The sequence below is a fragment of the Limisphaerales bacterium genome, from assembly GCA_014382585.1.
Classification (GTDB): Bacteria; Verrucomicrobiota; Verrucomicrobiia; order Limisphaerales; family UBA1100; genus JACNJL01.
Genome location: JACNJL010000032.1, coordinates 1 through 23,254 on the forward strand (window position 1 = coordinate 1; position 23,254 = coordinate 23,254).

Below are 23,254 nucleotides of genomic sequence, written 5' to 3' on the forward strand. Positions count from 1 at the left end.
GAAGGGCGATTATGAGGCTATTCGGCGGCTAAGTGATACGCCGCTGCAAAATCTCGAAGCCCGTGTTCAGGCGGGCGAGTATATGGCGATGATGCAGCTGGGCTGGCGTTATGACACTGGCTTTGGCGTGAAAGCCGACCCCTCCGAAGCCGCCCGCCTCTACCGCGTGGCTGCTGAACGCGGCGATATTTCGATGGCTCAAAACAATCTCGGCTGCCTGTATCGTGATGGCCGTGGCGTGATTAAAGATTATCGGACGGCAGTACAATTATTTCAGATGGCCGCCGCGCACGGCAACGAACATGCCCAGAACAATCTCGGCTGGATGTACGAACGCGGCAATGGGGTGAATCGTGATTTTGTAAAAGCTCGCCACTATTACGAACGCTCGGCACGCGATCGCAAAGATTTTACATCTGGCAAAACCCTGCCCGGCCAATCTATGGCACAGAATAATTTAGGGCGGCTGATGCGCGACGGATTGGGCGGCAACGCTCAGCCACAGGAGGCCATTCGGTGGTTCCGCAAATCCGCGGCACAGGGAAATTCACACGCGCACCACAATCTGGGGCTGATTCACGAAAAAGGAATCGGCGTTAAACGCAACGTGCAACTGGCACTCAAGCATTATGAATTTGCGATGGAAAAAGGCAACCTCCTCTCAATGCACGCATTGGCGTGGCTGCATGAACAAGGCCGGCTCGTGCCGCGTAATTTTCCGTTGGCACTCAAATACTACGCGCGCGCAGCGGAAAATGGGTACTCGATGAGTATGTATAATCTTGGCATTCTTTTTCGTGAAGGCCGCGGTGTAAAGCGGGATCTAATCACCGCCGCGGACTGGATCCAACGCGCCGCCAACGCGGGCAATGGATACGCGCAATCGACACTGGGCGAAATGTACGAACTCGGCGAGGGCGTTAGCCAGGATTTCCCTCAGGCCGCCAAATGGTATGAACGCGCGGCGCAACAAGGGCTGACGGTGGCCCAACTGCAGCTTTCTATTTTACACGGCACCGGCCGGCTGGGGGAACGGGATCTGGTGCAGTCCTATAAATGGGTTTTGCTGGCTGCCCATTTGGGGCATTTAAAGACCAAAGAGTTGCGCACCCTGTTGGAAAAGGAGATCACCGAAGCCCAGCGCACGGAAGCCGTGCGACTAGCGCGAGAATACCGGCCCGTGCCGGTGATTGAAGAAGTGCCGCCGCTGGAAAAGGGCCGTCTGGAATAACCCCGCCCCTCAACGGTGCTGCGCGTGCCACTCCGTGACGCGCGCTTTTGCGGCTTCCAATTCCTCCGGGGAGATAAAGCGTTTCACAATTGCCAAATTTTTTCGGCCCTGTGAATCTCCCGCCTCGGCGGAAAGCGCAAACCATTGGTACGCCTTCACAATGTTTTTTTCCACCCCGATGCCCATCGCATACAAATGACCGAGGTTGCTTTGTGCCTGCGGGTGACCGACGTTCGCAGCGAGTTCGTACCATTCCCGCGCGCGATTTAAATCTGCCCCCACGCCCTCCCCGTTTTGCAGCATCACTCCGAGTGTGTTTTGCGCACCGGTACCGCCCGCCATCGCTGCACGCACAAACCACTGGTATGCCACTAAAAAATCCCGGGACCGGCCCTGATCGCCATAATAATACTGGCGCCCCATTTCATATTGAGCAACTGGATCCCCCTCTTCGGCCAATTGCTCGAGCGTTTTCTCCTTTTCCGCGCAGGCTACCCCACACAGAATCAGGCTGAGGTAAATCGATTTATGGCTCACGATTCGATGGGGAGGGCGGGATATTTTCAGTCTCCGGCGGTTCCTTCGGCGGCAAAGTGGCAACTCCGGGCTGGGTGGGCTTTTCGATAAACGGTGCTTTGGGCGGTTGATTTGGATCTGGCGCGGGCAGTCCCGGGTCCGTGAATGTTTCATCTATTTTGGCAGCTTCGGCTAGGGCTTGGTCGTAATCAGCAGGATCCATTTCTTCACGCAATTTTTCCAAATAAGGCCGCGCCAAACCTGTGCCTTCGTAGGCCAACAAAAACCAAATGCAGGCTTGTTGAATGTCCGGAGCAAGATGGTTGCCTTTGAGATACATATAACCCAAACGATAGCGGGCCTTGGGCATCCCCATCTCCGCCGCTTCACGAATGAGGCGAACCCCTTCGTCCGGATTTTCCGGCATCCCGAGTTGTTGAATCCGCATCATCCCAAGTAGAGAAATACTAAGTGCCTGCCCCTGTTCGGCAGCGGCAGCGATCCAGCTGGCGGCCCGTTCGATATTTTTTCCGGTGCCCACACCCTTTGCTTCCATCATCCCCACCCAATATTGCGCCTGCACATCACCCTGATCCGCCGCCAGCCTGAACTGCCGATACGCAAGTTCTGGATTGCCGGAAAATCGGGGGTGACCGTGAACCCCTCGGCGGGGTTTGTTGCGCAAACCAAGAATGGTCAGTGAGGCCGCATCCCCGTCGGCGGCCATTTTTCGCACCTGCGTCAACGCGCCATTTTCAATGCCGGTTTCCTCCAGATCCGAGGCGCGTTTTAAATCCACGCGATTGGTTCCAAAATGACTCACGCAATAAAACGCCAATAACACACGCGCGCGCGGTTCGTTTGCCTTGGCGGCACGTTCGGCCAGTTCAAAGGCTTTGGCGGGATCCCATCGCACGCCCCACCCCGTTTCGTGACGGCGGGCCAAATCCAGCATCGCCTCCGCATCACCGCCAGCGGCAAGGGCTTGAAGGGGCTCAAGATTTTCCGGGGAAATAAAAATCAACTCTTCAGCAACGGCCGCCGGAAGATTATTGGTGGGCAAAGGTTCGATTTTCGGCGGTGGGGGAGGCTGTGGAAGATCTTCGGGGCTGATCACGCTGACAATAATTTCCTTTTGCAAATTCACTGGCGGAGTCGGTTTCCCACCCCATATTTGCCACCCCCCAAACGCGCCGCCGGCCATCAACAACAACACCACGCCCGTCACCGCCATCCCGCGGCCGGAAGATTCGGCTGTTTGAAGGTTGGGATCATCACCCGGCTCAACCGGGGCATCGGGCGTAATGGAGGAGTCTACAGTGGCGGTTGGCCCGTCCGGCATTTGCACATAAGTGCCCAATGGAACCCACGCATCCTTTCCTTCCTCAATCGCCCAATCCTCTACCGACAACACACCGGCAACGATGTACTGTTGCAGTTCATCACGCGAAAGCGGGCCGAAATGCCCACCATCTTTCTGGACGTAATACGCAGCCATAGTTCGTTAAGGGTGCGGAAACTAACAAAAAACTCCGCTGAAAACCACTCTGAAAAACAGCCCGCTTAGTCCAAATCCTCGGGCCGCACCGAGGAGGGGCCGAGGATGCCCCGGCTGGGGTCGGCGGCGTCCACCGGCCGTCCAACTTTTCGAGCCTTGTCAATCGCCTTGGCAAACACCGGCAACATGAATGCGAGCAAAATGCCGATGATCACAATCACCACTAACATTTCCACAAGTGAAAATGCGCGGAGCATTTTAATGCCTCGATGGTTCATTAATAGAGCACATTGCAATTGGGCAGCCGTTCACGCAGGGCAGCCGCGCCCTCCGGCGAAACGCCGGTGCCCGCAAGCCCCACCCAACGCAATTGATCCTGCCCCGCCAGTTTCTCAAGGCCGCCGTCGGTAATTTTGGAGCCATCAAGGTTGAGTCCCACCAGCACGCCTTGAGTGACCACCACGCATACCTCGGTGCGTGCCACGGATTTTAACGCGACGATGAGGTCATCGCCCGATTCACTGAGTGCCTGCAATAACGGATCGTCCATAACGTGGCGCGAAGGTAACACCGGCTGGGACAGGAATCAATCCTCCGGCAGTTTGGGTTTCTGAAGGGGGTTTGGTTTTGGATTGATGCCCGGCACGTACGGCCCGCCGGTGAATGCCTGTCGCCTCGCGGCGATAATTTGCTTGGCCGAAAGGTTACTCCCCGGCCCCACTCCGGCGCCTTCACGCAGCTTGCCATCAATCATTAGGTTCCCCTGCGTCGCCACGTGCGGCAACGAAAGGGAATGGCCCATCTCGTGCGCGAGAATATTTGACTGCGCAAAAAACACTGGCGAGCCGTCTTTCCAAACCCCATCGGCATCCACCAACGCGGCGAATTTTACCTGCGGCATCAGCACCATTCCTTTGGCCGGCAAATAAACCGCGCCGTACGCGCGCGGCATAGTGTAAATCACCACGATGTGAAACACCTTCCCGCGGTCGGGCAAATCCGGCAGCATTTTGTGGAGGATACGCGATTGCAATTGCGCCACCGCCGTGGCGGAAACGCCAGGCTTGAACAACTCCGCGAAGTCTTTTTCCGCACCGCGATCCGCCACGCGCAGGGGCAATGGGCGATCGGCCACAAAACGAATATTGGCCGTTTTCCACATTTCATTCACTCCCGCGATCAAGGGGCGAATGTTGGTGAGATTGGAATCCGCATTAATGGAGGCATAATTGCTCCTGAGATGATGCACCTTTATCTTGAGCGTGAGCGGCCGGCCATCATCCTCGCCCGGCTGCAATGGCTCCGCCTCATAGGCAAGCATAGCCGCCTCGACCTGTTGCGTGGCGCCGCGCAGGGTGCTTTCATAAACCATCAACCGCGTGCCGCCTTTGGTGCGTGGCACGAGCGAAAACCGTTTGTCCCCCAGCAAAAACCGCATGGCATCTGCCGCCGGTTTATTGCGAAACTTCGCTTCCACACGCCCCTTCAATCCCGGCTCCACCAGCACTTCCCAGCCGGTTTCCGCCTTGATGACTCCCAGCAATCGCTCCAGCCCCATCGCCCGCACATTCATGTCAAACGTACGCGCCTTGGGGTGCCACACCACGGAATCCGCCGCCTCCGCGGCCGGAAGCAGCAGCGCGCAAACAATCCCTATTCGCAACAAACGCATCTCCTTCAATCTATCCGATTTCCCCTTCCCCATCAACCTTGCCAAAATATTTCTCCACCAAAGCGGGATCTGTTGGGCGCGAAAAACGAACCCCCATTACACTCACCAACGCCGAAACCGCCACCGCCCAAATAAAAGGATGGAGACCGAGTAAATTGATTTCCCCGAATTTACCGTTCACAAAAAACCCAACCAAATAAATTACCCCAATCGTGAACCCACCCGAAACCATCCCTGCCACCGCGGCCACCGGAGTAAGGCGCGGCCAATAAAGCATCAACACCACCGGCATCAGAAAACTCGCCGCCAATCCGCCGGAGCCGAACACAATGAGATCCTGCAAAAATTGCGGCGGCTTGAGCATCGCCACCACCGCCAGCACGCCCATAATGATGGTCACCGCGTAGCTCACTTTTTTTAACTTGGCCTCGGTGGCGTCCGGGTTTTTTTGCTGATACACATCGCGCGTTATTGTGGATGAAAATAGCAGCAGGAAACTATCCACACTACTCATCACCGCTGCAAAAGGCGCTGCCAGTAACAGCCCCGCCAGCCACGGCGCGCCGGCGTTGGAAGTGAGCAGCATCGCCATCTCCGGCATGATCCGATCCGAGTCAATCTCCCATCCCGGCAGAAGCACACGGCTGCAAGTAAAAACAATGATGAGCGGAAAATAAATCAGCGAGAAATAAACCATCACAAACACCATTGACCGCCTCAACGTCACGGTGTCCTTGAACGCCATTTGCCGCGCCATGTAGCTCGGCTGCCCCGAACCCGCGAACGGCCAGAACGCGAAGAAACACATCGCCATCATCACCGGCAGAAACCCCTGCGCCTCCATCGACGAAGGCCCCGGCGCGCTGACATACACGCCCTGTTTGCCTGCGCCGTATTTGTACTCTGATTTTTTTTGGTAAACAAAAGAAGTGACCGCCACAGTTTGCTGCGCCAATTGACGCTCGATCGCTTTCGACTCCTCACGCGTGGGTCGCGGCAGGCAAATGACCTTCACTTCACTTTCACCACCTGCAGATTCCGGCGAAACTTCCGTGTCCTTTTTCACCCGAAAATAGTTCACCCCGCCTCCGTTTTCTAATTTAAACCAAGTGCCCTGCGTTAGCTTAGTTGTTTCGCTCACCTCCATTCGCAGCACGCCATCCTCCGGCGGCACCATTTTGGCGACCTCCCGCGTTGCATTCGCTAAGCCGCCCACTTGCGTGAGCGCCAGCCCCAGCAAAATCACCACCCCCACCAGCATCACCATTCCCTGCATCACATCCGTCCACACCACCGCCCGAAAACCACCCCACGCCGTGTACGCCACCACCGACACGGCAAATACCCCCAAACACAAATAATACGCGCCATCCACTCCACTGCCACCGAGCCACGGCACTGGTTGAAGAGCCGTCTCGATCGCATCCTTCGCAGCAATGAACACGCTGACATCGCCCAGCAACGTCGTCATAATTTTCGCGCCCGCCTTGAACTGGGCCAACAGAAAAAAGAATTGGAAAAACACCAGCAACACCGTCGCCACCTGTCCCACCGTCGGACTGCCCAGCCGTTTGCGCATCATCTCCGGTACCGTGATACTGCCCGACTTGCGCGCTACCTGATTGAGCCGTTTGGAAATTAATCCCATCGCCACCAGCGGTACGACGATGTATCCCCCAATCCACAACGCCATCACCCAGCCGTACGTGTAAATTTTCGCTGGAAACCCCATGAAACTTCCGCCCGACGCGCTCGTCGCCGCATACGTGAGCGCGAATGCCCACATCCCCAGATTGCGGCTGCCGAGGAAATATTCGTTCATGAACGACTTTCCCTCCCGCTTGCGTCCCGCCAACCACGCCAGGGCAAACACGATTAAGGTGTACACACAAAAACTCACCAACGCCGCATTGCTTCCCGTTCCCGCCGAGGCCGCCATTATCATTGCATGTCCTCCGGCAATTCCTCCATCGGTTCATCCCGCATTTTAAACAGACAAAACCAAAGCGTGAACGCATTGGCCGCCAGCAGAGGAATCAGCCAGCCGAAAAACACCCAACGCGGAATGCCCAACACCATTTGCACCTCCGCCGTTTCCGCCGCCGCATAACCCGCCACCTTAGAATAACCAATTACCCATACGAAAAAAACAACCCACGTCCCAACCATCCATTTCAATTCCAGCAAACATTGGCGAAACGAGGCGCCCGTGTCCGCGCATTGATTTGCATCAGCCATCCGCAGACGATTCGCGCATTCCAACCCAGACGCAACGAAAAAACTTTGCCCGTGCGCCGAGGCGAGACACACTTCGCGCATGAGCGACCCCATCCCGATACTGGAAAAACTGTACACCGCCGTCGTCGCCGATGTGCTCGATCACCTCGGCCATCGCAAACAAACCCTCGGCACCCATCTCCGTGCAACCACCGCCACTCGACACGTGTGTGGCCGCGTCTTCACCGTTCAAGCTGAACCCGTAGATTCCATCCCCGCCGAACCCTACAAACTGGAGATGACCGCCATCGACACCGCCCAAACCGGCGATGTGCTCGTCGTGGATGGCGGCAATAACCGAGATTGCTCGTTCTGGGGCGAACTGCTCTCAACCGCCTGCCTTGCCAAAGGCGTGCGCGGCACCGTGATGAGCACCTGCACTCGCGACCTTTGGGCACTCGAAAAAATGGATTTCCCCGTATTTGCCATTGGCGTCACCCCCGCCGACAGCAAAGGCCGCATCGATGTCACCGCCATTGGCGAGCCCATCACCATCGATGGCGTCCACATCAAAAACGGTGATTACGTGATCGGCGACGTCGATGGTGTGGTCATTATTCCCAGTGAAGCGCTCGAACAAACCCTCCGCCTCTCGCAAGAAAAAATGGCCGGCGAAAACTCCGTGCGCGAAGATCTCGCCAACGGAATGCCCGTCACCGAAGCCTTCGCCAAACACGGGATTCTTTGAACAAACAAATCCTCATCGCCGGACTGTTCCACGAGACACACACCTTCGTGGACGATGCCACTTCGCTGGCCGATTTCCAATTCCGCGTCGGCGACGCCATGGTCGAATGCACCGGCGATGCCTCCCCGCTGGGTGGCGCACTCGAATTTGCCCAAAAACAACACTGGCAAATCATCCCTACCCTTGATGCCCGCGCCACCCCCAGCGGCACGGTAAATGATGACGTGCTGGAGATTTGGTGGGCCGAATTTAAGGCCCGCTGGCAACCCGAATGCGATGCCATCTTCCTCGTCCTGCACGGCGCCATGGTGTGCGAATCCTACCCCGACGTTGAAGGCGAACTCCTTAAACGCATCCGCAGCCTTCCCCGCGCAAACCAAAAACCAATTTTCGGCGTATACGATTTACACGCAAATTTCTCCCGGCCCATGGCCCAACACGCCGACTGCCTCATCGCCTATCGCGAAAACCCGCACACCGACGCCCGCGCAAGCGCCGTGCGCGCCGCCCAACTGTTGGCACAACATTTTGAATCCGGCAAACTTCCAAAAATCCAACTGCGCCAACTCCCCATCATCTGGCCGCCCACCGGCACCGGAACCGGCGACGACCCAATGCGCTCACTCGAACAACGCGCGCGTGAATTGGAAGGCGGCAACATCTGGGCCATCAACATCGCCGCCGGGTTCGCTTTTGCCGACACGCCCGATACCGGCGTCAGCATCCAAACCATCAGCCCGACCGGAGCGACCGCTGCACTTAACGAACTCGAATCCCTCGCACTGGAATTGAAAGAACACGGCACTCAACTGGATCCACCAATCGAAACCGTGATGCCCGAAATTTGCAAACCCGCCAATGGCCTAACCGTATTGGTGGAACCCAGTGACAACATCGGCGGCGGTGCCCCGGGCGACGGCACCGGCTGCCTGCGCGCGTTGGTTTCATATCACACCGAAAACGCAACCGTGTGCCTCAATGACCCCGAGGCGGTGCGCGCTCTTTCAGATTTGCGCATCAATGGCAAACGCACCCTCCCGCTCGGCGGCAAAGGAAGCCAGTTTGATGAAGGGCCCATTGAGCTGAACGTGGAATTTATTTCGCGGAGCGATGGCCGATTTGAATTGGAAAATAAACAGAGCCATCTCGCCTCAATGTGCGGTGATTTTTTTGACATGGGCGCATGCGCCGTGGTGCGGCACGCGGGTGTCACAATTTTGCTGACCTCGAACAAAACCGCCCCCTTCGATCTCGGCCAATGGCGAAGCCAGGGCGTGGAGCCGGCAACGCAAAATGTGATCGTTGTCAAAGCCGCCGTCGCTCATCGCGCGGCGTACGATCCGATTGCGACGCGTAGTTTCACCGTCGACACCCCGGGGCCGTGCAGCAGTGATTTGGGGCGGTTACCGTATCAATTTCTCACGCGGTGACGCGTCTCTGGGTGAGGCAAAAAACTAATTTTTTGACTGCCTCACCCAACTGTCGCGAAGGGCGACGATGCGGTTGAAGACGGGTTGATTCGGCGCACTGTCCTTGGGGTCGGGCGTAAAATAACCGAGCCGTTCGAACTGGACGCGTTGGCCCGCTGAGAATTCGGCGAGCGAAGGCTCGAGTTTGGCGGTGATGGTTTTCAGTGAATCAGGATTGAGGCAATCAAGAAAATTGCCTTCCGCTTCGGGTTCGGCTTCGGTGAAAAGGCGGTCGTAAAGGCGCACTTCAGCATCCACGGCGTGATCGGCGCTGACCCAGTGAAGGGTGCCTTTCACTTTACGTCCGTCGGGTGCGCTGCCGCCGCGCGTTTCGGGGTCGTACGTGCAATGGATGCGCAGGGTATTTCCGGCGGCGTCTTTTTCCACGCTTTGACAGGTGATAAAATAGGCGTAGCGCAACCGTACTTCGCGACCGAGCCCAAGCCGGAAAAATTTCTTAGGCGGGTCTTCCATGAAATCGGCGCGCTCGATGAAAAGCCGCCGGCCGAAGGGCAACGCGCGTTTGCCAGCGCTTTCATCTTCGGGGTTGTTGACCGCTTCAAGTTCCTCAGATTCACCTTCGGGATAATTATCAATCAACACTTCCAGCGGATCAAGCACGGCACAGCGACGTTCGGCGGACTTATTGAGCTCTTCGCGAATGGCGTTTTCCAACAGCCCCACATCGGTTACGCCTTTGAATTTGGTGACGCCCACGCCCTGACAAAAATTACGAATGGAGGCTGCCGTGAAGCCGCGTCTTCGATAGCCTGCGAGGGTAGGCATCCGCGGGTCATCCCAGCCGTTCACGTGATTTTCCTCCACGAGCTGCCGCAGCTTGCGTTTGCTCATCACCATATAAGTGGGATTCAGGCGCGAAAACTCGTGCTGATGCGGGCGCGGCTGCGGCACGGGCAGTTGGTCGAGCACCCAATCGTACAGCGGCCGGTGCACTTCAAATTCAAGCGTGCAGATGGAATGCGAAATGCCCTCAATACTATCCGAAAGACAATGCGTGAAATCGTACATCGGATAAATGCACCACGCCTCGCCGGCCTGATGATGCGCCTCGTGGCGGATGCGGTAAATCACGGGATCGCGCAAATGCAAATTCGGCGAGGCCATATCGATCTTGGCGCGCAGGGTTTTTTCGCCATCGGCAAACTCACCCGCCCGCATGCGGGAAAACAAATCGAGATTCTCTTCCACACTGCGATTGCGATGGGGGCTTTCCTTGCCGGGCTGCTCGGGCGCGCCGCGATAGGATTCCCATTCTTCAAGCGAAAGATCGCAAACGTACGCGTTGCCGTCGCGGATCAATTGCACGGCGTATTCGTGGAGCTGCTCGAAATAACTGGAGGCAAAAAATGTCTCCTTTGAAATCACCGAATCCGCCCAGCCCTCAATCAGCCAGCGCACATCCTCGGAGATGGATTCTACAAATTCGGTGTCTTCCTTGGCCGGGTTCGTGTCATCAAAGCGCAGGTTGCACACACCGTTGTTTTCCAACGCGATCCCGAAGTTCAGGCAAATGGATTTCGCGTGGCCAAGGTGCAAATAACCATTGGGCTCCGGCGGAAAACGCGTGACCACTCCGGGATACGTCCCCGACGCGACATCCGCCACCACGCGGTCGCGGATAAAATCTTTCAACGGTTCCCTGCCTTCGGCGTTATTCATGGGCGGTTTGTTTCGGGCAAATGCGGACGCGCGTCAACTGTTTTGCCTGATCAGGAAATGTTATCAGACAAACTCCGCGGAGTCGGGCTCGCGCAGGCCACAAGCAATTTCTACCAATGACAACGGCAGCACAATCAGCAATCCTCCAATCCACGCCAGATATTTCACCCCGGAGAGCATCCACCCGCAAATGGCATTGATGACTGCGTTGGTGGGTTTTTCTACTTTGGCCAGCTTGGCTTCGTTTTGGGCGGTTTGTTGGCCGGTCCAAGCTGTTTCGAGCGAACCCTTTACTTTATCGTACCGCACCTTGGATTTGCTGTGATTGATTTTTGTTTCATCGTACATCACCTTCCCCCACGCGGGTATCAACGAAAACATCACCCCCGCAACCATACAACTCACAGCGAGATTGGAATATTTTTTCATCAGGCTGGGCCGGATGCGACGGGTATTGATAAAGCAACACACCGCAGCTCCAATCATCAAAATAAACATGAGCAGCAATCCGACGCCCAAATAAAGATTGCTGCTCAGAGCATCGGTCATCGTAGTGAGCATCATACCGCCGCCGGAAGGCATGAACCAAAATAAAATCGCCGCCCCGCCGCCCACCATCCCGATCACCCACGACGCTTTACTATCTGGCCGATACAGCCGCAACTTGCCCCCGAAAACCACGCCCACCCAACCCACTATAAACAATCCCACTAACATAGGGTGTTCGCCGGGTTCGAAATTTAGTTTTTCATAGAAAATATTTTTGTCCTGTTTTTCAAACGTAGCTCTTGGCACGCCGGGCGCAACTTCATCGGCGGTGGATTCGCGGCTGTTTTCGCCGTCTGTATTGGGATCAGTACTCACTGCCGGAGTCGTGTCGATCGGCACCGGCAATTTGAGTGTGCCGACTTTCTCTTCCGCCAATCCCAAGCCAAAAATGGTGAGCATCAAAACCAAGAGGGTAACTCCCCGTGCCCGCCCGTGCACCGCGGATGCAAGAATGATGCAGGTGATGCCCAACACCCCGGGGGCGAGGATATCGAACATCATTTGCCAGTCAGCCAGTTTCCAAAAATTAATCCAAACGATGTTCCATTCCGACCCTCCAAAGACCGGTAGCAGGCAGGCCGTCAACAGGGTCCACCCGATAGAATTTACCGCCCCGGAACGCTCAGCCGTTTCATCTTCGTAGGTGTAGGGTGGAGGAATCTCCAGCGGTTTATGCGCCATCGCGGCGGCCAGATTTGCAGCAGCTTCTTCCTCGGATAGCTGGGATTCATCGATATTTTGACCGCATCCGAGGCAGACCACTTGATCCGCGTCCATCGCCGCGCCGCAAGTCGGACATGCCACGCCCGAACTTGGCATCGCAGTCGCGCCCCCCACCACTTCAGTGACCGGCACCCAATCCGCTGCCCCCTCGTACCAGGCCATATCCGTGGGCAACAACTGGCCTGCGGCAAGATACTCCTGCACCTGCTCGGGGCTGTACGGGCCGAACTGTTCGCCGTCTCTGGAAATATGAATCATCATCGCCTTGCGCAATTGCCGCTCAATTCGTACTGAAGAAAACACGAAAGGAGGTACGCATTCAAGGACGGAGTCCATCGGGCCACCAGCGCATCACGCGATGTCGGCCGATCTCCGGTAGTTCAAAAAAATCACCGTGAGGCTCAAAGCCCAGTCGTTCATAAACCGGAATCGCTTTCACCCGAACGTCCGCCCAAAGCCCAAGCTGACGCGCGGCCGCATACACTTGAGTCCCCTGCACCAGTCGGGCGCCAATGCCGCGATTGCGCACGGCATCATCCACGCCCAGCCAGCGAACCCGCAAAGGACAGTCGTGCCTGGGCTCGTCCAGCACCGCGATGCAACCGATCGGTTTGCCCGCTTGTAATGCCGCACCAAAAACGGTGGTGGGATTTCCCGCCATCTCGGCGTCGGTTTCCGCACCGGCGGGTTTGAAGGGATACAATGTGCGGCGGCGCACTTCGGCGATGGATTCCGGCGACACGTCCCAGTCGAATGTGAACGCCTCCGCCATCGCCATCGCCGTGCCTCAACTTTCGATGATGCTGATTTCCACCGGCTCCACTTTGATATCTTTGCGCTCGAGCCAGCGGGCGGCCTTTTTCAAATCATCCCGCGGACCTTCGAGTTCGAGACACACAATGCCGATCTCATCACGCACTTCCGCTTGCCGCAGATTCACCAGCAACCCGAAGCGCGTCACCAATTCACAAATCACCGGCGAGGTGATGTGCTTGGGCGGATACATCAACCACAACCGCAGGCGACCTTGCTCGGGCTTTTTCGCAGCCTTCTTTTTTGCGACTTTTTTCTTCGCCGGCTTTTTCTTTTTTGCAGCCATAATTTAACCGCCGGCGATAGCGGGAATGATGCTCACTTCGTCACCGTCTTTGAGGGGTGTGTCTTTTTCCTGCAGAAAACGAATGTCCTCTTCATTGACATACACATTAACAAAACGGCGCACCTGACCTTCGTCATCGAGCAGCCGTTCCTGAATGCCGGGATAGCGGCTTTCCAAATCGGCGATGGCGTCGCCAACGGTTTCGGCGCTGGTCTCCACGGTTTCCTCGTCGTGGGTGAGCTTGCGCAGCGGGGTGGGAATGCGAATTTGAATTGGCATAAATTAGTTTGCTTTAGTTTGCGGTTAAGGTTTTATCGCCATCCAGCAACGCGTCAAACTCGCGCAGGCTGGGGGCAATGTCGCGAGCTTGGCCCGCGTGATTCTCCACGGCGTCGAGCGTCTTGAGCCCGTTGCCGGTGATGCACAGCACGGCGGAATCATCGGCGGGGATGGCGCCGCTGGCAATGAGTTTCTTGGCCACGCCCACGGTCACGCCGCCGGCGGTCTCGGCAAAAATACCTTCGGTCTCGGCCAACAGCTTGATACCCTCGCGGATCTCGTCATCGGTCACGTCATCGGAAGCCGCGCCGGTTTCCTGAAAAACTTTCAGCGCATAGAACCCATCAGCCGGCGTGCCGATCGCCAGACTCTTGGCGATGGTGTCGGGTTTCACGGGCTTGAAGAAATCCTGACCTTCCTTGTAGGCCTTACTGATCGGTGAACAACCAGTGGCCTGCGCGCCGTGCACGCTGTACTCGGTCTCATCCACCAGTCCCACCTTTACGGCCTCCTGGTAGCTCTTATGAATCTTGGTGAGCAACGAGCCGGACGCCATCGGCACCACTGTGTGGCGCGGGATCTTCCAGCCAAGCTGTTCCACAATCTCAAAGCCCTGGCTCTTGGAGCCTTCCGCGTAATAGGGCCGCATGTTGACGTTTACAAACGCCCAATTGTATTTGCCGGCGATCTCCGCACAGAGCCGGTTCACCTCGTCGTAATGGCCCTTGATGCCGATCACGTTGGCATCGTAAATCAGCGAGTTCACCACCTTGCCCTTCTCGAGGTCGTTCGGGATAAACACAAACGCCGTCAACCCAGCGGCCGCTGCGTTGGCCGCGACGCTGTTGGCAAGGTTGCCCGTGGAGGCGCACGCCACCACTTCAAAACCCATCTCACGCGCTCGGCTCAAGGCAACGCTCACCACGCGATCCTTGAAGGACAGGGTCGGGTAATTCACCGCATCGTTCTTGATCCATAGCTCGCGAATGCCCAGCCGTTTCGCCAGCCGATCCGCCTTGATCAAGGGCGTGAAGCCCACCTCGCGGCCGACGGTCGGTTCCCCGGCCACCGGCAACAACTCGGCGTAACGCCACATGCTGTGCGGGCGTTTTTCAATCGCTTCACGCGTCAGTTTGCCCTTGGCGGCCTCGTAGTCGTACACCACTTCCAGTGGGCCGAAATCGAATTCGCACACGTGCCGCGCTTCGAGCGGATATTCCTGCCCGCACTCGCGACAGCGCAGTGCCTTCATGTAACCTTGTTGTTCTGCCATCTTCTATTTCGTTCAGGGTTGCTCGTCAGGAGAGGACAAAAAAAGCCCGCTCGTAACGATGAGCGGGCGTAAATTGCGTTTGCGCCAGGGCTCATCTTTCCCGGCTTGCGCCGGCTGGATTTGGCACCTGGTCATTGAAACGCGCTGTCTCAACCGGTTGCCGTGACATCATCGGGCCAGTCCCTCCGTCACTCTTTATGAGCGCCCCCCGTTTAGGGAGCGGGGGAAACATAGGGGAAACGCTGGGCAGGTCAACCCCAAATCCGCGTCACTCACCCAGTTCCCCTGCAAACCCCTGCTGCCGCAAGGCTTCGTATAACACCAGCGAAACGCAATTGGCCAGATTCAGCGAACGCGCTTCGGCGTTGAACATCGGAATCCGCAACCACGAATCCGCATGCGCCTCCAGCAAAGCCCGCGGTAGCCCCGCGGTTTCTCGGCCGAACACCAAATAATCCTCCGGGCCAAATGTCGCCTCGTCGTACCGCGTTGCCCCGCCCTGCTCCACCAGCCAATACCGGGCCGTGGACGGCTGTTCCGCCGTGAAGCTCGCCCAGTCCTCCCACAGACGCCAATCCACCTGCTGCCAGTAATCCATCCCCGCCCGCTTCAATTCGCGGTCGCCCAACCGAAACCCCAGCGGCCCGATCAAGTGCAACCGGGAATGAGTCGCCGCACACAAGCGCGCCACATTGCCCGTGTTGGGTGGGATTTCAGGTTCGAGGAGGACGATGTTCATGAAAATATCCAAGACCCAAGATCCAAACCCCAAGGAATGACCGATGCCCAAACCCCAATTGGGTCATTGAGATTTAGGCATTCCTTGGTCATTGGGATTTGGTTCTTGGGATTTAATAAACCACCTTCACCAACGTCAACCCGCAGGCCGGGGCGTTCATGCCGGCGACGCGGCGATCGCGGTCACGAAAGATTTGGCGGAGGTCCTTTTGCGTCAGCTTCCCCTGCCCCACCTGCACCAGCGTGCCGACGATCCCGCGGCACATCTTGTACAAAAAGCCTTCGCCCGCGATCCACACGCCCAGCTCCGGACCGCGCCGGCGCACCTCGCATTGCGTCACGCGGCGCACGGTGGTTTCCATTTCATATTCGCGGGTAGTGGCAAACGATTTAAAATCTTTCCGGCCCACAAACAATTTCGCCGCCGCCTTCATCCGCACCACATCCAACTCGCCCGGCAGATGCCATGCGCGGCCGTTGAGCAGCGGGTTCATAGCCGGCCCGTTCCAAATACAGTAGCGGTACTGCTTGCCCTTCGCATCAAAGCGCGCATGAAAATCCGCTCGCGCCCGAACCGCCTTCATCACGCGGATGTCCGGCGGCAAAAAGGCGTTCAACGCCCGGCGCAGCTGATGCCCATCCATCGGCCGTTCCTCTAACGGTAAATCCACATGCACCACCATTCCCTGCGCATGCACGCCCGTATCCGTGCGACTGGAACTGTGCACGCGTTTCACCGATGGAAACAACTGCTGCACCGATTCCTCCACCCGCTGCTGCACCGTCACCTGCCGGGGCTGCACCTGCCAGCCGTAATAGGCCGCGCCATCATAGGCGATCGTGAGCTTGAAGCGTTTCATCCGGCAAAGCTATCCATGTAATCCTGCAGCAAAATTGCTGCCGCCGAAGCGTCCACTTTCTTCTTCGCTTCCCGCGCATTCACGCCTGCCTCACGCAAACGATCCTCCGCCATCACACTCGTCAACCGCTCATCCCAAGTCACGATCGGTACGGTCACGGACTTTTTCAGCACCCCCACAAAATCCTGCACCTTCAACGCCTGCGGTCCAACGCTGCCGTCCATGTTATGCGGCATGCCCACCACAATCTGTTCGGTTTCACGTTCGGCCAAGATTTCCTTCAGCCGCTTCAAAAACGCATTGAACGGTTCGGCCGGAATACACTCCAGCGGATGCGCCATCATCCCCAGCGCATCGCTCGCCGCAATGCCCATGCGCTTTGTCCCGTGATCAATCGCCAACAACTTCACGCGCGCACTTATGGAGTCTCGACCGGAGACTGTCCAGCCGTGTGTTGTCGCACTTTGAGCCGCTAAGACTTGCCACCTTCAATTCTCTGCTCTATTTGTTTCCTGTGAAGCGCTTCTGCCTGCTATTTTTTATACTTCTCACTTGGATCTTCACCATACCCGCAGCGGCGCAATTGTCTCAGGAGGGTGATTCTGGCTCGCAAGAGTATCGAGATACAGTCAATGAACTGATTTTTGAAGCCTACGCGTCCCCCAATGATGCCTACGAAGTCCGGCTCATGCTGGCTGAGCTGTTGGGATATGAAGGCAAAGGCCAATTGGGATTAGCCTTGGTTGCCTGGGTCCCCGGAGGTGATGCAGGCAAGGGGGTCGATGCCGCGAAAGGCATTCTTAAAGCCACGGGTCCTTTAGCTGTATTGACGAAAGCTGACTTGGACACCTTAAAAAGGGCTGATGACTTATTCAAAAAGAAAACAGAAGGTATTTATGAATTTACGGGAACATCTGGAAAGAAATATGTTGGTCAGTCTGGCAACATCCCAAAACGGTTGAAACAACATGAATCATCGGGAAAACTTTCACCAAATTCACGGGTGGAAATTATGGAATTGTCCGGCGGCAAAACAGCAAGTGAAATTCAGGAACAATTGAGGATTAACGAGCTTGGAGGTATTAAAAATCTTGAATACAAAAGAAACCCCATCGGAAAGAATCGGAAACATATACTTCCTGAGGTTGAGCCGTGACCAATTTAACCATAGAAAACGGGGAATTCGGCCCAATTGCCTCACCGCGAACGAGTTGGGAACCGAGCTTGGCTGACATCTTCCGTCACCATACCTGCCAAGGAATTGAGTTAAATCATGCCAAAGGATTTCACGGCGTTGACTTGGCGTTTCTGAATGGATTCCCCGGGCTCAAGTACTTGTCCATTATTTTGTTAAAACTTCCTTCACTCGATCCTGTCCACAATCTTCACAACCTACGAAGTTTAGATGTTAACTCATATTGCAGCACAGGTATTGACTTTTCCAACTTTCCGCACTTGGAGAATTGTTCCCTGACATCATGGCGTCCGAATTGCAAATCATTGTTTCAATGCGCAACACTTAAAAAACTATTCATCACAAATTACCGTGCAGAAGATTTTCTGAATTTCCACTCCCTGACCCAACTTGAGGCTTTAGACCTTCGAGGCTCAACGATCAAGTCTCTGAATGGGATAAATGCACTGAAAAAACTATCCATTCTTCAGTTGGCTGACTTTAGAAAACTCTCGAGCTTGCAGGGGATTGAATCATTAAAAAAACTGAAGAATCTCACGGTGCATACGTGTCGGAAAATTCACTCAATCGACCCCGTTGGCAACCTCCCCAATCTCCAAAAGCTATTCATTCCTAATAACGGCCACATTGACTCTTTAAAGCCAATTGAAGCTCTAAACAACCTAGAGTCCGTCGTTTTTTATGAATCAACGAATATTCTTGATGGCGATCTATCACCGCTGCTTCGGCAGAAAAACTTAAATGACACCGCGTTCCAAAACCGACGTCACTACTCCCACACTCGAGAACGTATCTACGAGTTAATTAGCAATAAATAAACTCCTTGGGTCATGCAAAACAGAATAACCTCAAATTCGAATTGTATGTTCGGTATACTGCCCCCGGTTAAGTCAACGCTTTTTAAGAGAGAGGTTTGACTTAACCGGGGGCACTACATAAACGCGCATGCCATTTCCGCACGAAATCACCTAGGCAGTTTTTTGTCTGGAGATTTCTCTGAGATACCAAATTTAGAAATGTTAGTAACGCAACGAAAGAGGACTTACCAAGAATCGGAAGAAACACCGCCATCAAAATGATTTTGCAACATTCTCGCAAACAAAATTACTCACCAACGGGTATCTTAGGTCGCAAAAGTTTTTATAAATCGTTTCTCCGCATTTCCACGAGAAAACCAAATTAAAGTGTCGCCATCACTTTCTCGGCGGCGGTGATGGTGGCGTCGATGTCCGCCGCGGTGTGGGCGTTGGAAAGAAAACTGGCTTCGAAAGCGCTGGGGGCGAGGTACACGCCCTCGGCCAGCATGCCGTGAAAATATTGTTTGAACCGCTCGCGATCGGACTGCATGGCTTCGGCCAAATTGTGTACCGGTTGCTCGGCAAAGAACAGGCAGCTCATGGAGCCGGCGCGTTGGGTGATCACCGGGATGCCTGCCCGCTCGGCGGCGGCGTTCAGGCCCGCCTCCAGCCGGGCGCCCATGGTTTCCAGCCGCTCGTGGGCCGCGCCGGTTTTCAATTCCTCCAAAGCCGCCAACCCTGCGGCCATGGCCAGCGGGTTGCCGCTCAGCGTGCCCGCCTGATATACCGGGCCATCGGGAGCCAGCACATCCATCACCTCCGCGCGTCCACCAAAGGCGCCGACCGGCAGACCGCCGCCGATGATTTTACCGAAGCAGCTGAGATCCGGCGTGATGCCAAACCGTTCCTGCGCCCCGCCCAAGCTCACGCGAAAACCGGTCATCACTTCATCAAAAATCAAGAGACTGTCGTTGGCCGCAGTGATCTCGCGCAGAAATTCCAGATAGCCCTCACGCGGCAGATACACGCCGGCATTGCCCGGCACGGGCTCGAGAATGATGCCCGCCACCTGACCTTCATTCGCCGCAAAAGCCTGCTCCACGGCGTCCCGATCATTAAACGGCAACACGATCGTGTGCGCGGTAAATTCCGCGGGCACTCCGCCGCTGTCGGGATTACCACAGGTTAACGCGCCGGAACCGGCCTTCACCAGCAACGAATCAGCATGGCCATGATAGCACCCATCGAACTTGATGATCTTCGGCCGATCGGTAAACCCGCGCGCTACGCGGATGGCGCTCATGCACGCTTCGGTCCCCGAATTGACCATGCGCACCTTCTCAACGCTCGGCACGCAGTCTTTCACTAACTGCGCCATGCGCACTTCCGCTTCGCTTGGGATACCAAAGCTCGTGCCGCGCTCGGCTGCCGCCTGGACTGCCTGGACAATGGCCGGATGCGCGTGCCCTAAAATCGCCGGGCCCCAAGTGCCTACGTAGTCAATGTAGTCATTCCCGTCCACATCCCACACATGCGAGCCCGCGGCGCGTTCGGCAAAGAACGGTTGCCCGCCGACTCCACGAAACGCCCGCACCGGCGAATTCACGCCGCCGGGAATGTGGTTGAGTGATTCGGCAAAGAGTTGTTCGGATTTGGCGTGAGAAATCATCGGCGGCGAAGCATAAAGGAAAATGACCCATGTCCAAAACCCAAATCACAAGGAAATGCCAATGCCCAAACCTCAATCGCCAGATTGTTTTTGAGCTTTCCTTGGGACTTGGTCATTGGAATTTGCTCATTCCCGGGCCACCGGTATGCGGCGCCCGACGCCAAACGCCTTGCTCGTAACCTTCAGGCCCGGCGCGGCTTGGCGGCGTTTGTATTCGTTGAGATCAATGAGGCGGGCGATGCGGCGCACGGTGTCGGCATCAAAATCGGCGGCAATGATTTCTTCCGCCGATTGGCCTTCCACCACGTATCGCTCGAGGATGGCGTCGAGCACATCGTAAGGCGGCAGCGAGTCCTCATCTTTTTGATCGGGCCGCAATTCGGCGCTCGGCGGCTTTTCGATGGTGGATTCTGGAATCACGTCGCCTTCGCCATTGCGATTCATCCAGCGGGCGAGGCGATACACCATCGTTTTGGGCACATCGCTGATGACCGCCAATCCGCCGCACATATCGCCGTAGAGCGTGCAGTAACCCACGGCAAGTTCGCTTTTGTTGCCGGTGGTCAAAACCAGCGAGCCGAATTTATTGCTCATTGCCATCAGCAATAATCCCCGCAAGCGAGCTTGCATATTTTCTTCCGTCACATCTTCGGGCAAATCGCCGAAGATTGGCGCGAGGCTTTGTTTGGCCACTTCAAAACCGGTCTCGATGGGCACGACGTCGTATTGAATGCCCAGATTTTCGGCCAGCGCCTTCGCATCATCCAGACTGCCCGCGGAAGAATACTGTGACGGCAACGCCACGCCGCGCACGTTTTCTTGCCCCAACGCGGCCACCGCGATGGCGGCGGTGACCGCGGAATCAATCCCGCCGCTCAGGCCAATCACCGCGCTGCGAAAGCCGCATTTGCCTAGGTAATCGCGCACCCCCAACACCAACGCATCGTACAGCAACGCCTCATCATCGGGCGAGGCGGTTTCGATGGGGGAAGCCTCCGTGTCGACTATCACCAAATCTTCCGCGAAAAATTCCCCCTGCGCGATGGGCTTGCCTGCAGCGTTCAGGGCGAGACTGCCGCCGTCAAAAATTAATTCGTCATTGCCACCCACTGAATTGCAATAGAGCAATGGGTGCTCGATTTTGGCGGCGAGGCTGGAGAGCATTTCCACGCGCGTGCGGTGTTTGCCCAGATGCCACGGTGAGGCGGATACATTCAAAATCAGTTCCGCGCCCTGCTCCACCAAGGCTTCCACCGGATTGCTGCGATACCGACGGTCGCACCAAAAATCTTCATCATTCCAAACATCCTCGCACACCGTGAGCCCCAGCGAATGACCGTTGACCTCCACCGGCGCATTTTCTGTGGCCGGCTCAAAGTAACGCGCCTCATCGAACACATCGTAAGTGGGCAACAAGCTTTTCGTGCGCGTGGCCGCCACTTTGCCGCGATGCAAAAGCGAAACCGCATTGGTCGCCGGACGCCCCGGCTGATCGGCATTCAATCCCACGTGCCCCACCACCAACCCCGTGTCGCCAACGGTGCCGGCGAGGTCTTCCAACGCCGCGAGATTGCTTTCGATGAAGCCACTCTTCAGCAGCAGATCGCGCGGCGGATATCCGGTGATGGCCAATTCCGGCGCGAGCACAATCTCTGCGCCCGCCGCCGCGCCGCGTTTGCACGCTTCCCGCAGCCGCGCTGTATTCCCGGCAAAATCGCCGACAATGCTATTAATTTGCGCGAGAGCAATCTTCATCAGCCTTAACTCACTCAGGGAAAATACGTCTGCGGCAGCGTCCCCTTCGGCGTCATAATCGTCACCCCGGGGCTGATGCCGTTTTTTTTGAACCACCCGCGCGGGGCTTCGAGCACGTATTGGATTTGAAAACTTTTGGACATCACGCTGTTGGTGTTCTGCGGCTCGAGTTTTACGATTTCATTGATGCGCCCTTGCGGATCGATGTACGCGGCGCTCATCGGGACAAAACAATTTTTCATCCAAAACCCCTGCTGTTTGGGCTGTTTGAAAACAAAAATCATCCCCGAATTTTCGCCCATCGTTTTGCGGAACATCATTCCCGTTTTGATTTGCCGTTCCGTCATCGCCTGTTCCGCCTCCATTTTCACCGCGCCCACAAAAAGCTGGATTGTCGCCAGCTTTGGCTGAGCCGCGGTGATGTCGGCGGCAAAAGGCGGCGCGGACGCCGGCAAAGGTTTAGCCGCCGGAGGTTGCTGCGTGCAACCCAAGGCAAATGAAATAGTTAAAAGAAAAATCCGCACGCGGGGAGGATGAGGGGTTTTATAGAAATTTCCAATGATCAATGTCCAAGGAAGCCCCAATGACCAAAACCCAAGGAAGCCCCAATGACCAAAACCCAAGGAAGACCCAATGAGCAATGCCCAAGCGGCGGCGTGAGTTTGGTTATTGGGATTTGGACATTCCTTGGGCCTTGGACATCGGGCATTGGGGCTTCCTCGGTTTTTTGTAGCCCGGGCCACCGGTCCAAGCTACATTATTCCTCCCCCAACTCCGCCTTGAACTCAAACCCTTTATCCCCCGGCACCTTGCTCATACGGCTGTGTTGGACGGGAGTGTAGTCGCTATTGATGCCGCCTTCTTTGAGCATTCGCACGCGGATGAAATAATGGGTGGCTCCCATTAGGGCCGTTGGCAATTCGTCATTTACAAAACCATCAGTGCCCCAAAGCGGTTCCGGTTCGAGACCGTTGCGGAGCGCGATCCAGTCCGTGCCGTTGGTGGAGATGCCGATGGCGGCCGCGCCGCGTCCGATGCCGGCGGTGCTGCCGGAGAAATCCCAAGTGTTCACTGTGCATCGAAGGTAGGCGCGACGCACAGGGCGGGTAAAGGGAAAGTGATAAACAACCTCCCCCACCACGCCGTTGGTGATGGGACCCCAATAAGTGAGCGGCGATTTTTGCCATTCGGTGAAGGGGCGCACGTTATTGGTTTTGATGATGTACTTCACCGCATTGGTTTCGAACACGTGGGGGTAGCTGTAATTAAAATCCCATCGCGCGGGA

General features: G+C 56.2%; 25 protein-coding genes and 1 riboswitch. Of the genes, 5 read left to right on the top strand and 20 right to left on the bottom strand.

Translation table 11 applies throughout. The features are described from left to right. Positions 1-1,231, top strand: a 1,231-nt coding sequence (locus tag H8E27_05965; protein ID MBC8325153.1) for an SEL1-like repeat protein, incomplete at its 5' end; no start/stop codon positions are given. A 9-nt stretch (positions 1,232-1,240) separates the two neighbouring features. Here H8E27_05965 and H8E27_05970 read toward each other — a convergent pair. From H8E27_05970 to H8E27_06000, 7 genes are all read right to left on the bottom strand, one after another. Beyond that, complete coding sequence (locus H8E27_05970; GenBank protein MBC8325154.1) at positions 1,241-1,768, bottom strand: sel1 repeat family protein; 528 nt, start codon at positions 1,766-1,768, stop codon at positions 1,241-1,243. Continuing rightward, a complete protein-coding gene (locus tag H8E27_05975; GenBank protein ID MBC8325155.1) occupies positions 1,758-3,245 on the bottom strand; it encodes an SEL1-like repeat protein in 1,488 nt (495 codons plus the stop codon). The genes H8E27_05970 and H8E27_05975 overlap by 11 nt, the downstream gene beginning before the upstream one ends. Before the next feature lie 65 nt (positions 3,246-3,310). After that, a complete protein-coding gene (locus tag H8E27_05980) occupies positions 3,311-3,523 on the bottom strand; it encodes a type II secretion system protein (GenBank protein ID MBC8325156.1) in 213 nt (70 codons plus the stop codon). Then, the gene (locus H8E27_05985; protein MBC8325157.1) at positions 3,523-3,795 is read right to left on the bottom strand and encodes a hypothetical protein; all 273 of its coding nucleotides are present in this window, start codon (positions 3,793-3,795) and stop codon (positions 3,523-3,525) included. Before H8E27_05985 ends, H8E27_05980 begins: the two co-directional genes overlap by 1 nt. Positions 3,796-3,831: 36 nt before the next feature. Next, entirely contained in the window at positions 3,832-4,917 is a 1,086-nt protein-coding gene (locus H8E27_05990) for a hypothetical protein (GenBank protein MBC8325158.1), read from the bottom strand. 10 nt (positions 4,918-4,927) lie between these two features. After that, the gene (locus H8E27_05995; protein MBC8325159.1) at positions 4,928-6,856 is read right to left on the bottom strand and encodes a hypothetical protein; all 1,929 of its coding nucleotides are present in this window, start codon (positions 6,854-6,856) and stop codon (positions 4,928-4,930) included. A 2-nt stretch (positions 6,857-6,858) separates the two neighbouring features. Continuing rightward, a complete protein-coding gene (locus tag H8E27_06000; protein MBC8325160.1) occupies positions 6,859-7,155 on the bottom strand; it encodes a hypothetical protein in 297 nt (98 codons plus the stop codon). Between the two features lie 79 nt (positions 7,156-7,234). Here H8E27_06000 and H8E27_06005 point away from each other — a divergent pair, with 79 nt between their 5' ends. Both H8E27_06005 and H8E27_06010 read left to right on the top strand, forming a co-directional pair. Further along, positions 7,235-7,882, top strand: a complete 648-nt coding sequence (locus tag H8E27_06005) for an RraA family protein (GenBank protein MBC8325161.1) — start codon at positions 7,235-7,237, stop codon at positions 7,880-7,882. 23 nt (positions 7,883-7,905) lie between these two features. Then, a complete protein-coding gene (locus tag H8E27_06010) occupies positions 7,906-9,312 on the top strand; it encodes a M81 family metallopeptidase (GenBank protein ID MBC8325162.1) in 1,407 nt (468 codons plus the stop codon). 24 nt (positions 9,313-9,336) lie between these two features. On the opposite strand, the gene H8E27_06015 is transcribed toward H8E27_06010, so the two are convergent. The 9 genes from H8E27_06015 to ruvX form a co-directional block, all read right to left on the bottom strand. After that, entirely contained in the window at positions 9,337-11,031 is a 1,695-nt protein-coding gene (locus H8E27_06015) for a glutamine--tRNA ligase/YqeY domain fusion protein (GenBank protein MBC8325163.1), read from the bottom strand. 63 nt (positions 11,032-11,094) lie between these two features. Beyond that, complete coding sequence (locus H8E27_06020; protein MBC8325164.1) at positions 11,095-12,606, bottom strand: DUF4339 domain-containing protein; 1,512 nt, start codon at positions 12,604-12,606, stop codon at positions 11,095-11,097. A 16-nt stretch (positions 12,607-12,622) separates the two neighbouring features. Continuing rightward, positions 12,623-13,081, bottom strand: a complete 459-nt coding sequence (locus H8E27_06025; protein MBC8325165.1) for a GNAT family N-acetyltransferase — start codon at positions 13,079-13,081, stop codon at positions 12,623-12,625. A gap of 9 nt (positions 13,082-13,090) precedes the next feature. Next, positions 13,091-13,402 (bottom strand): ferredoxin, encoded by a 312-nt coding sequence (locus tag H8E27_06030; protein ID MBC8325166.1) that lies wholly within the window; start codon positions 13,400-13,402, stop codon positions 13,091-13,093. Between the two features lie 3 nt (positions 13,403-13,405). Beyond that, positions 13,406-13,681, bottom strand: coding sequence for a MoaD/ThiS family protein (locus H8E27_06035; protein ID MBC8325167.1), 276 nt, complete (start codon positions 13,679-13,681; stop codon positions 13,406-13,408). 13 nt (positions 13,682-13,694) lie between these two features. Next, positions 13,695-14,954, bottom strand: a complete 1,260-nt coding sequence (locus H8E27_06040; protein ID MBC8325168.1) for a threonine synthase — start codon at positions 14,952-14,954, stop codon at positions 13,695-13,697. A gap of 88 nt (positions 14,955-15,042) precedes the next feature. Then, positions 15,043-15,158, bottom strand: a riboswitch (SAM riboswitch). A 64-nt stretch (positions 15,159-15,222) separates the two neighbouring features. Beyond that, positions 15,223-15,693 (bottom strand): tRNA (cytidine(34)-2'-O)-methyltransferase, encoded by a 471-nt coding sequence (locus H8E27_06045; GenBank protein ID MBC8325169.1) that lies wholly within the window; start codon positions 15,691-15,693, stop codon positions 15,223-15,225. 112 nt (positions 15,694-15,805) lie between these two features. Beyond that, on the bottom strand, positions 15,806-16,552 hold the full coding sequence (gene truA / locus H8E27_06050; protein MBC8325170.1) for a tRNA pseudouridine(38-40) synthase TruA: 747 nt from the start codon (positions 16,550-16,552) through the stop codon (positions 15,806-15,808). Further along, positions 16,549-16,926, bottom strand: coding sequence for a Holliday junction resolvase RuvX (gene ruvX / locus H8E27_06055; GenBank protein ID MBC8325171.1), 378 nt, complete (start codon positions 16,924-16,926; stop codon positions 16,549-16,551). The genes truA and ruvX overlap by 4 nt, the downstream gene beginning before the upstream one ends. Positions 16,927-17,066: 140 nt before the next feature. On the opposite strand from ruvX, the gene H8E27_06060 reads away from it, so the two are divergent. Together H8E27_06060 and H8E27_06065 are read left to right on the top strand one after the other, a co-directional pair. Then, positions 17,067-17,708 (top strand): GIY-YIG nuclease family protein, encoded by a 642-nt coding sequence (locus H8E27_06060; protein MBC8325172.1) that lies wholly within the window; start codon positions 17,067-17,069, stop codon positions 17,706-17,708. Then, on the top strand, positions 17,705-18,565 hold the full coding sequence (locus H8E27_06065; GenBank protein ID MBC8325173.1) for a hypothetical protein: 861 nt from the start codon (positions 17,705-17,707) through the stop codon (positions 18,563-18,565). The genes H8E27_06060 and H8E27_06065 overlap by 4 nt, the downstream gene beginning before the upstream one ends. A gap of 361 nt (positions 18,566-18,926) precedes the next feature. Here H8E27_06065 and hemL read toward each other — a convergent pair whose 3' ends face one another. The 4 genes from hemL to H8E27_06085 all read right to left on the bottom strand — a co-directional run. Further along, positions 18,927-20,213 (bottom strand): glutamate-1-semialdehyde 2,1-aminomutase, encoded by a 1,287-nt coding sequence (gene hemL / locus H8E27_06070; GenBank protein MBC8325174.1) that lies wholly within the window; start codon positions 20,211-20,213, stop codon positions 18,927-18,929. Between the two features lie 126 nt (positions 20,214-20,339). Further along, positions 20,340-21,968 carry an NAD+ synthase gene (locus H8E27_06075; GenBank protein MBC8325175.1) on the bottom strand — a complete coding sequence of 543 codons (1,629 nt, stop codon included), beginning with the start codon at positions 21,966-21,968 and terminating at the stop codon, positions 20,340-20,342. A 14-nt stretch (positions 21,969-21,982) separates the two neighbouring features. Continuing rightward, positions 21,983-22,492, bottom strand: coding sequence for a DUF192 domain-containing protein (locus H8E27_06080; protein MBC8325176.1), 510 nt, complete (start codon positions 22,490-22,492; stop codon positions 21,983-21,985). 233 nt (positions 22,493-22,725) lie between these two features. Then, a partial coding sequence (locus H8E27_06085) for a hypothetical protein (protein ID MBC8325177.1) occupies positions 22,726-23,254 on the bottom strand: 529 nt, incomplete at its 5' end.

Bases quoted from the DNA above. Each gene is read 5' to 3' on its own strand.
- H8E27_06045 (MBC8325169.1), bottom strand. From the start codon at position 15,693: ATGAACATCGTCCTCCTCGAACCTGAAATCCCACCCAACACGGGCAAT.
- H8E27_06005 (MBC8325161.1), top strand. From the start codon at position 7,235: ATGAGCGACCCCATCCCGATACTGGAAAAACTGTACACCGCCGTCGTC.
- H8E27_05995 (MBC8325159.1), bottom strand. From the start codon at position 6,856: ATGGCGGCCTCGGCGGGAACGGGAAGCAATGCGGCGTTGGTGAGTTTT.
- H8E27_06015 (MBC8325163.1), bottom strand. From the start codon at position 11,031: ATGAATAACGCCGAAGGCAGGGAACCGTTGAAAGATTTTATCCGCGAC.
- H8E27_05985 (MBC8325157.1), bottom strand. From the start codon at position 3,795: ATGGACGATCCGTTATTGCAGGCACTCAGTGAATCGGGCGATGACCTC.
- H8E27_05975 (MBC8325155.1), bottom strand. From the start codon at position 3,245: ATGGCTGCGTATTACGTCCAGAAAGATGGTGGGCATTTCGGCCCGCTT.
- H8E27_06075 (MBC8325175.1), bottom strand. From the start codon at position 21,968: ATGAAGATTGCTCTCGCGCAAATTAATAGCATTGTCGGCGATTTTGCC.
- ruvX (MBC8325171.1), bottom strand. From the start codon at position 16,926: ATGGGCATTGCGGCGAGCGATGCGCTGGGGATGATGGCGCATCCGCTG.
- H8E27_06035 (MBC8325167.1), bottom strand. From the start codon at position 13,681: ATGCCAATTCAAATTCGCATTCCCACCCCGCTGCGCAAGCTCACCCAC.
- H8E27_06000 (MBC8325160.1), bottom strand. From the start codon at position 7,155: ATGGCTGATGCAAATCAATGCGCGGACACGGGCGCCTCGTTTCGCCAA.
- H8E27_05980 (MBC8325156.1), bottom strand. From the start codon at position 3,523: ATGAACCATCGAGGCATTAAAATGCTCCGCGCATTTTCACTTGTGGAA.
- H8E27_05990 (MBC8325158.1), bottom strand. From the start codon at position 4,917: ATGCGTTTGTTGCGAATAGGGATTGTTTGCGCGCTGCTGCTTCCGGCC.
- H8E27_06030 (MBC8325166.1), bottom strand. From the start codon at position 13,402: ATGGCTGCAAAAAAGAAAAAGCCGGCGAAGAAAAAAGTCGCAAAAAAG.
- H8E27_06040 (MBC8325168.1), bottom strand. From the start codon at position 14,954: ATGGCAGAACAACAAGGTTACATGAAGGCACTGCGCTGTCGCGAGTGC.
- H8E27_06025 (MBC8325165.1), bottom strand. From the start codon at position 13,081: ATGGCGATGGCGGAGGCGTTCACATTCGACTGGGACGTGTCGCCGGAA.
- hemL (MBC8325174.1), bottom strand. From the start codon at position 20,213: ATGATTTCTCACGCCAAATCCGAACAACTCTTTGCCGAATCACTCAAC.
- truA (MBC8325170.1), bottom strand. From the start codon at position 16,552: ATGAAACGCTTCAAGCTCACGATCGCCTATGATGGCGCGGCCTATTAC.